Origin of the sequence: Ohtaekwangia sp. (genome assembly GCF_036568665.1) — a bacterium.
Taxonomy (GTDB): Bacteria; Bacteroidota; Bacteroidia; order Cytophagales; family Cyclobacteriaceae; genus Ohtaekwangia.
In genome coordinates this window covers 1-9,135 of sequence record NZ_DATCSD010000322.1, presented here as the reverse complement: position 1 = coordinate 9,135, position 9,135 = coordinate 1, and the positions used below count along the sequence as shown (strand labels likewise).

At 44.4% G+C, this 9,135-nt stretch carries 8 protein-coding genes; 6 read left to right on the top strand and 2 right to left on the bottom strand.

The window, feature by feature from the left end; genetic code table 11:
• The coding region (locus tag VIN08_RS18010; protein WP_331967851.1) for a S41 family peptidase at positions 1-1,397 on the bottom strand (1,397 nt) is incomplete at its 3' end.
• 259 nt (positions 1,398-1,656) lie between these two features.
• On the opposite strand from VIN08_RS18010, the gene VIN08_RS18005 reads away from it, so the two are divergent.
• The 6 genes from VIN08_RS18005 to VIN08_RS17980 all read left to right on the top strand — a co-directional run bounded on the left by VIN08_RS18005 (position 1,657) and on the right by VIN08_RS17980 (position 7,348).
• Positions 1,657-2,412 carry an iron-sulfur cluster repair di-iron protein gene (locus VIN08_RS18005; RefSeq protein ID WP_331967849.1) on the top strand — a complete coding sequence of 252 codons (756 nt, stop codon included), beginning with the start codon at positions 1,657-1,659 and terminating at the stop codon, positions 2,410-2,412.
• 28 nt (positions 2,413-2,440) lie between these two features.
• The gene (ruvX, locus tag VIN08_RS18000; RefSeq protein ID WP_331967847.1) at positions 2,441-2,854 is read left to right on the top strand and encodes a Holliday junction resolvase RuvX; all 414 of its coding nucleotides are present in this window, start codon (positions 2,441-2,443) and stop codon (positions 2,852-2,854) included.
• A gap of 86 nt (positions 2,855-2,940) precedes the next feature.
• On the top strand, positions 2,941-3,495 hold the full coding sequence (gene def, locus VIN08_RS17995; RefSeq protein WP_331967845.1) for a peptide deformylase: 555 nt from the start codon (positions 2,941-2,943) through the stop codon (positions 3,493-3,495).
• A 9-nt stretch (positions 3,496-3,504) separates the two neighbouring features.
• Complete coding sequence (locus tag VIN08_RS17990) at positions 3,505-4,284, top strand: hypothetical protein (RefSeq protein ID WP_331967843.1); 780 nt, start codon at positions 3,505-3,507, stop codon at positions 4,282-4,284.
• Positions 4,275-6,203 carry a prolipoprotein diacylglyceryl transferase family protein gene (locus VIN08_RS17985; RefSeq protein ID WP_331967840.1) on the top strand — a complete coding sequence of 643 codons (1,929 nt, stop codon included), beginning with the start codon at positions 4,275-4,277 and terminating at the stop codon, positions 6,201-6,203. The genes VIN08_RS17990 and VIN08_RS17985 overlap by 10 nt, the downstream gene beginning before the upstream one ends.
• A 2-nt stretch (positions 6,204-6,205) precedes the next feature.
• Positions 6,206-7,348, top strand: a complete 1,143-nt coding sequence (locus VIN08_RS17980; RefSeq protein WP_331967838.1) for a methionine aminotransferase — start codon at positions 6,206-6,208, stop codon at positions 7,346-7,348.
• A gap of 69 nt (positions 7,349-7,417) precedes the next feature.
• Here the strand turns inward: VIN08_RS17980 and VIN08_RS17975 are convergent, their stop codons facing one another.
• Entirely contained in the window at positions 7,418-8,515 is a 1,098-nt protein-coding gene (locus VIN08_RS17975; protein WP_331967836.1) for a M57 family metalloprotease, read from the bottom strand.
• Positions 8,516-9,135 lie beyond the last annotated feature (620 nt).

The window sequence follows — 9,135 nt, the reverse complement described above, 5'->3', positions numbered from 1 at the left end:
ATCATCTTGTCGGTAACAACAAAATTCTTCAGATAGTCTTCATAGCCTTTTTTCTCCAGCTCTTCTTTGTGCACTTCAGCAAACCCGAAAGTAAACTCCTGGATGGAAGTAGAAGTATATAATTCGTTCAGGTAATGACTGTTCAGCGATGTATCCAGTGGCACAAAATAATCGGGCATAATGCCACCGCCACCATATACTGTTCTTCCATTGGGAGTGGTATATTTCAACGAGTCGTTAAACTTGATACTATCTGCATGGAAGAACTCGCCATGATTATAGCGGCTCACTATATCCAGTGCATATTCATCTTCATCCTGGTAAGGCTTTTGAATGGAGCGGCCACTCGGTGTATAGTAGCGGCTTACCGTGAGGCGCAATTCAGAACCATCGCTCAGGTCGAACGGAGACTGAACAAGTCCTTTACCAAAACTTCTGCGACCAACAATAAGTGCGCGATCGTTATCCTGTAAAGCACCCGATACAATTTCAGATGCAGAAGCACTGCCCTCATTTACCAATACGATCAGATCGCCTTGCTCAAACGCTCCGCGGTCTGTTGAGAATGCTTCAGAGTTATTTTTTTTATCTTTTCCTTTTGTGAACACGATCTTCTTGCCGGCTTTCAGAAAATCATCCGCCATATCGATCGCTATATTCATATACCCTCCGGGATTTCCCTGCAAGTCGAGCACAAGTTTTTTCATGCCTTGCTCTTTCAGTTTGCTCAGCGATTCATGAAACTCATCGTAGGTAGTGGCAGCAAAGCGATTTACTTTTATATAGCCTATTTCTTTATCAACCATATAGGAAACATCAACAGAGTACTGCGGAATTTTATCGCGGATAATTTTATACTCGATCTCTTTACCTCTTCGCAGAATCGTTACTCTTACTTCAGTGCCCTTCGGGCCCTTCAGTGCTTTCATTACATCGGCAGAAGTTACGCCTATACCGGCCAATACTTTGTCATCTACCTTTACAATTTTATCGCCCGACTGGATGCCTAATGCTTCGGAAGGTCCGCCACTCAACGGAGTAACGACAACAATTGTATCTTGAAAAATATTGAACTCTATACCTATACCGTCAAAATTACCGCGAAGGTCTTCGTTTGCAGCAATGCGATCTTGGGTAGGTATATAGGAGGAATGCGGATCAAGTTTGTGAAGCATTTCCTGGATCGCTTCATCTACCAGGTTCCGGGTGTTTACGGTATCAACATATTCATCATGTATCTGGGTGAGTACCTCGCGTAGTTTCTGAACATCAGAACCGACATCGGCAGTACTTTTCCGCGAACTGAAACTTGACCCCACAAACACCCCTGCAGCCAGCCCGAGACATAACACGATGGGTAAACTTATCTGATACTTTGAATTTCTGTTCTCACTCATACGGCAATAATAAATAATCTATTAACGAAGTCCGAAGATAAATGTTGGATGAGAAAGTTCCAGATTGCCGAATGGTAATATCCATCAGTTTTTCCGGGTCAGGCCCTGTGATTTTCTCGCAGGCAAGTGAAGCAGTCATCGGGCGAAAGGCGGATTGAATGCAAATTTCACGGTTTTGGTTGCCGATTCCTGTGCCTGGATTTTCTTCCGGTATCCTTAGCTGACTATGGTGTTTTTTTAGCTTATCTTTACCAGAACCATGAGTAAATCAGCGCTTAAAGACACGCGTATTTCAGAGCTCGTAGATAGCAACTACGTGCATGCCTATGTGTTGTTTTACTTTGGCATTCGCTTCTACGAATATTCCGAGCTTACGCTCGATCAGGTTTGCAAGCAACGTGGCCTGCGTGTGGAGCAGGTAGTGCGCGAACTCGAATCGCCAACACATTTGCGTGAAGCTGATCTTCCGCTGGTTTCATATCCGATCGATCTCATCATCGAATATCTGAAGCACTCGCATTTTCTTTTTGTAAAACATAAGCTCCCCTATATAGCGCGCCTGGTAGAAAGTTTCAAAGCTCTTCATGAAGACTATAGCACCGTGGAGCGTGATTTAAAACTGGTGTTTCCGCTTTTTGTAGAAGACTTCATTCAGCATATATATGAAGAAGAAGATACATTCTTCACGTTCATACAAACATTAGAGCGTGCTTCGAAAGGGAACTTTACACCTACCAAACTATATTTCCTGCTCGAGAAAAATTCGGTTCAGAAATTTGCAGTCGATCATGAAACACATGATGACGAAATGGAAGGCATCCGCAGGATTACGAAAGACTATCAGATAGAGGCCGGAACACCGTTGCACATCAAGGTGCTATACAATGAACTTCGTGCATTTGAGAAAAGTCTGATAACGCATGCCCGCATCGAAAACGAAATTCTCTTTCCAAAGGCCATGGCCCTCGAAGCCAGGGTAAAGAAAGCTTTCTTCGACAAAGTAAAATTCAATTAAACTTCACTCACTTCTTTTTCAGTGCTATATGGGAAGAGTCCTGGCGATAGATTATGGTACAAAGCGAACCGGTATAGCCGTAACTGATGTACTGAGAATAATAGCCACTCCGCTGGATACTGTGCCGAGCGCTGAACTGCTGAATTTTTTAAAGGTATATCTGCAGAAAGAACCCGTTGATGAATTTGTAGTGGGCATGCCCAAGACTTTAAAGAACGAAGATTCGGAAATAGCTCCGCTCGTAAGAAAGTTTGTAGAAGAACTCAAGAAGACTTTTCCGGATAAGCCCGTACACCTGGCGGATGAGCGTTTCACCAGCAGTATGGCCATGCGTGCTATGATCGAAGGCGGCATGAAAAAGAAAGACCGCCAGGTAAAAGGCAATGTCGATAAGATCAGCGCCACCATTATACTGCAGTCGTTTCTGGATGCAGTCCGGTAGTTCCTATATACGGTCAGTTGCCGGCATCTTCTACAATTTCCCACTCAGAAAATTTACCTGTACCGGATTACGGTTAACTTTGTGGTATGATATATCCTATTGTAATGTATGGTGATCCTGTGTTACGTCAGAAGGCGAAAGACCTGGAGCAGGGCACAGACTTGAAGCAGTTGACCGAAGATATGTTTGAGACTATGCACGCTGCCAATGGCATCGGGCTTGCTGCTCCGCAGATCGGCAAGAGCATAAGATTATTTATAGTAGATGGCACCGAGCTCGATGAAGAAGAAGAGGATATGACGGATTTCAAAAAAGTATTTGTCAATCCGCAGATACTTGAAGAGACCGGCACTCCCTGGGAGTTTGAAGAAGGCTGCCTGAGTATACCAAATATACGCGAGAAGGTTTCGCGCAAGGAGCAGTTAACGATCCGTTACTACGATGAGAACTGGACACTGCACGAAGAAGAGTACGATGGCATGAAGGCGCGCATCATTCAACATGAGTACGATCATATAGAAGGCAAACTCTTTGTCGATTACCTCCCCCCACTCAAGAAGCGTTTGCTGAAAGGTAAACTGGCTGACATCAGCAAAGGAAAAGTAGATACCGAATATAGAATATCGGCTCCGGATAAGTAAGCGTGCTGCATGAGTGGTTTCCATTTGGAGAAATGGTATCTCGATGCTTCTGATGATTTCCATCAGGCATTTATAGGCTATGCAGCTACCTTAAAATGGAAATGGATAACACTGCACTATAGCGGCTATACTTTTCTTGATAAGGATGGCAAGCTTCGGAAGAGGAACAGTTTTTCCAAAAAAGTATTTCCGTTGCAGCAGGATAATTTAATCCATTGGAAGGCGTTTGATTGCTCAGGTACCTGGAGGAGATCGGACAGCGCAGTGGAAGAAACATTACTTGATGCCGGCAATGGTAAATCTATACAATGGCAGTGCACGTTTCCCAAAGCAGGCACAACGGTATCTATAGGCGACAGCCACATTGCCAATGGATGGGGTTATGCAGAGAAGATCAACCTCACCATTACACCCTGGAAACTTCCTATAGATGAGTTACACTGGGGGCGGTTTCTGTCAGAAGATCACACCGTGATCTGGATACGCTGGATCGGCCCTGTGCCTAAAACACTGGTATACTATAACGGCCGAAGGATTACGGAAGCCATAATAGAACACGATGAAATTAACTTTAATCAATATATACTTCGGTTGTCGCATTCAAGTAAAATGCGCACCGGAACAATAACCGACACCGTATTTTCAAGATTCCCCGCTCTTGCAAAGTTATTCCCCAAATCAATTCTTCAACTTCAGGAAAACAAATGGCTTTCAAGTGGAACATTGCATCATAACAACCGTGTTATGGCTACCGGTAAAGCTATACATGAGATTGTACAATGGAAGTAAATAGTTCTTTTTTCGGCAAGTTCTTTTATGCCGTGTTATTTTGTGTTATTGTGCCTGCTGTACTTTATGGGTGGGCTATTCAACTCCCTGTTACCTTACCTGTTGTGGGTAACTCCCTTATCGGATCGGCTATAGCCATTACCGGTTTTTTACTGGTGATGCTATCGATGTTTGATCTGTGGCGCTATGGCAATGGCCTTCCCATGAATGCTTATCCGCCCAAAAATTTTGTAGATAAGGGTTGGTATAGTTTGTTTCGTCACCCTATATATACTGGCTTTTGTTTTTGCTGTGCAGGTATTTCCATGATCGTGCAATCGGCTGCAGGCTTTTATGTAATCACCCCGGTAATGTTTATACTCTGCATAGCTTTGGTAGCAGGTTATGAAGAGCCGGACTTATTAAAACGATTTGGACGGCTGCCACACAAAACTGTTTTTGGATTACCGGAAGATACTCCAGCGAAGCCTGCTGTTTCTGAACGTTTCGGTGTTTTTGCCTCTGCTTTTGTGCCGTGGTTTGCCATGTATGAGTTATTTATATACATGGGCACTGACCATTACTATATCAATACTGTTCTTTCATTTGAGGAGCATTGGCCTGTGTGGGAGTGGCCCGAAGCTTTTTATGCATCTATATACTTCTACGTTGGCTTGCTCCCTTTCTTTCTGAAAACAAGATCGCAGTTGCGTAGCTTTCTGTTGCTGGCATGGTGGAGTGCCGGTATAGGTATATTTCTCTTCTTTGTTTTACCATTTTACTCAGCGCCCCGGCCTTTCGAACCAAAAACATGGCTGGGAGAATTGATCTTGCTGGAGCGCGCTATCGATGGGCCTTCCGCTGCTTTCCCTTCGTTCCATGTTATATGGTCGCTGGTAGCGGCTGTTACGTGGAGTAAATTTATTCCGCGGTGGCGAGCATTGTGGTGGTGGCTTGCCGGGATGATCACATTTAGTTGTATAGCAACAGCCGTGCATTCGATAGCCGATGCTGCTATGGCTATGCTGGTGGTGTGGGCTGCCTTGAAGCATGAGGCCATCTGGAAATACCTGCAACGCATAAGCGAGCGATTGGCAAACTCCTGGAAAGAAATACATATTGGTAAATTAAGGATCATCAATCATAGTATATATGCAGGGCTGGCCGCTGCTATAGGTATATTGATTGCAGCACAATTCTCGCTGCGTATAGAGATACTGCTGATCACGTCCACATCATCTTTAGCAGGTGGCGTGCTGTGGGGGCAATTTGTAGAAGGCTCTCCAAAATTATTGCGGCCTTTTGGATACTATGGAGCATTGCTCGGAGGATTACTCGGAGTATATATATCGCATGTTATATATGGACAGTCCTATATATCCATTGCCTGTGCTTTTGCACTGGCCGCACCGTGGGCACAAGCCGTTGGCAGATTGCGTTGCCTGGTGCAAGGGTGTTGCCACGGAGCGATAACGAGCGAACACAACGGCATTCGCTATTTCAATGAACACAGTCGGGTATGTAAAATATCAGAATTGAAGGGCAAGCCGCTGCATAACACGCAGCTTTACTCCATGATTGCCAACAGCATTATAGGCCTTGTGCTGTTCCGTTTATGGGTGGCAGACTCTTCGTCTTCGCTTATTGTAGGTATGTATTTTATACTGGCAGGGGCATCACGCTTTATAGAAGAAGCGTATCGCGGTGAGGCACAGACAAAGATCATTGCCCGGTTAAGAATATACCAGTGGCTGGCTATTCTGTCTATTGTTACAGGGGGAATTATTACAGTGATACAATCTTCTGACAAGGTTTTATTAGCACCCGACTTTTCCTTTCCGGTTGTATTAACCATTTTTGTTTCAGCACTGAGCTGGGCCTTTGGCATGGGAATGGACTTCCCGAAGTCGAATGTTCGCTTCTCAAGACTTTCAGGATAAACATGCAGATACAATCACGGCTTCCGGATATAGGTACATCTATATTTTCCATTATGTCGAAGATGGCGCTTGATCATGGCGCCATCAATTTGTCGCAGGGCTTTCCCGACTTCAGTATCGATGAGAAGATCATTCACCTGGTGCACCGGTATATGCTGGAAGGGAACAACCAGTATGCACCCATGTCGGGTACACCAGCACTGCGTAATACCATTGCAAAAGTTATAGCCGATACGTATCAGCGCACGATTGATCCGGAAACAGAGATCACCATTACTGCAGGAGCAACAGAAGGTATATTTGCTATTATCGCTGCATGTGTTAGTCCGGGAGATGAAGTAATTCTGTTTGATCCATCGTATGATTCTTATGACCCTGCTATACGATTAAACGGAGGCGTGCCCGTACATATTAATATGAACGTTCCCGATTTTTCGATCGATTGGGATGTTGTTCGTTCGAAAATCACAACTCGCACTAAATTGATCATGATCAACACACCGCATAATCCCAGTGGTTCGGTGTTGGATGAAAGTGATCTGAAAGAGCTGGAGAAGATTGTGCTTGAACATAATCTGTTTGTGCTGAGCGATGAAGTATATGAGCGATTGATCTTTGATGATCATAAGCATCAAAGTGTATTGCATTATCCGGCACTGGCCTCGCGAAGCTTTGCTGTATTTTCATTCGGGAAAACATTTCATGCTACAGGTTGGAAAGCCGGATATGTAGTGGCTCCGGAATATATGACCCGCGAAGTTCGCAAGACACATCAATTTATAGTATTCAGTGTAAATACACCGGTACAACTGGCGCTTGCCGAGTATATGCAGACACCGGAGCATTACCAGTCGCTGGGTAAATTTTATCAGCAGAAGCGCGATTACTTCCTGCAGCAGATAAAAGGTTCATCATTTGAGCCGATAACAAGCAGCGGTTCTTATTTCCAGGTAGTGTCGTACAGGAATATATCCCGGCAGGGAGATGTAGCGATGGCGGAAGAATTAACAAAGAAATTTAAAGTAGCATCTATACCGGTATCTGTATTTTATCAGGATAAAACAGACAATCATTTACTCCGCTTCTGCTTTGCCAAAAAAGAAGAGACACTTGCGCGTGCCGGAGAGATTTTAAGAAAAATATAGCGTGGTATACGATATCAACAATATATACAAAAGAGCCTGCACACTGCAGGCTCTTTTATTAGTAAACAATCAGTTGGCATCCAGATTCATCGTGAAATGTTCATCAACGGCAGTCTCCCCGTCAGAAGCTGTTGCTATTACCTGAAGGTATAGATCCAGGTCCAGCGGGAGCTGTGCTGAAACACTCGATCCGTTCCCGAATGGATTGGTATAGCTTTGTCCATCGTAGCTGTAATACCAGGCATAGGTATAGGGCCCTATACCACCCGAAGCAGAAGCACTCCATGTATAGGTGCCGGAATTATTTCCTTTTGTAGGGCCGGATGTACTTACAGACATAGCCGGGTATGTGGAAGAATAAGCGATGCGGTCGTACGAAGAAAATCCGTTCCACGAATTTAGCGCAGTGCCTCCATTCATTACTGAATTAGGATCGGGATTAGAACCACTGTTGGGTGTTCCGCTTATACCTATACCAGCACTTTCACCAAGACCCGACCAGTTGGTATGACGGAACCCTACACAGTGACCGAGCTCATGGGCCATGTTATACTTCTTTTGGCCAGTAGTAAATACACGATTGTTATCAGTGTTCAGATTTATTCGTATCTGATATCCGGAATTTCCGCTCGCGGGCCATTCGGCTGCGGCCAATACCCAGCCACCTACAGGGCCATCGTATAAAGCACCGGCATCATCGCGCACGGTTATATCGGCCGGGCCACTGGTAACATACTGCATGCGTATTCGGCTGTTAGATATAGCATTGATCTCTGCTATAGCTTGCTGCACTTCGGTTCGCCAGTCGTCATCACCGGAGGTAGGAATGCTGCTGTCGACAAACACCGTGATGTTACGTTGATTCGCCAGACTTACCAGATCACTTACACGCGCCTGTTCTGTTCGGCCGTCAGGTATAGATATAGTATTTACCGGTTGATATTCATGCAGCTTGTCCTTGCGTAAGAGTATATCATTTTCAACCAGATAAAATTCGCCCATACTTTTCATGCCGGTTACATCAAAGCCCAATGCTGCGATCAGATCTTTGTCTTGTGTGGGTACATCTTGTGGCTGCATTTCATCCTGAGAGCAGGATGCCAATAGAGCAATGAATAGGAGGATCAGGCACGATCTCCATCGGAAGGTTAAACGTTCGTACATCATATTTGGTAACATTAAGATTTCACCTACTCTGTTATAGCTTTTCGGTTGCCGCTATTAATTACATGCCATCGTTGAGATATATACTTTTAGAAAATTAATGATCGAAGCACAACTATATATAGCACATAACGGGTGGCCTATCTGTCTAAACTCAGAATAGTGCCAGTCAAGTTGATCAATATACAGAACTCACTTTGCTTTGTACAAGCATTCGAGGATGAGCGAACAACAGAGGAGTAGAGCGGTATATTTTTAAGAGCAGTGATATCGCTGGAGACAGGAGCATAGGCGAGAATGAGTTCTTTGTTACGCACACAAACTGCGATTGAGAATTTTTTTGCTTCAGACGGGAGAAGTCCATGATGAAGAACCGATCTCCCATTGTAAACGGTTTGTCTTGTCAGATTACCAGCCGACCGTTGAAAATACACCCAAAAAGAAAAATTTGGTCTTTAGATTTACTTGATCATTGCGTTTCTTTGCAGCCAAATCCACACCGCCATGCAGGACCTGAAAATCACCATAATCCAATCCGATTTACATTGGGAAGACATCGAGGCCAACCTTTCGATGTTTGAAGAGAAGATCTGGCAAGTAAGCGGCATCGATAAGGATGTGAT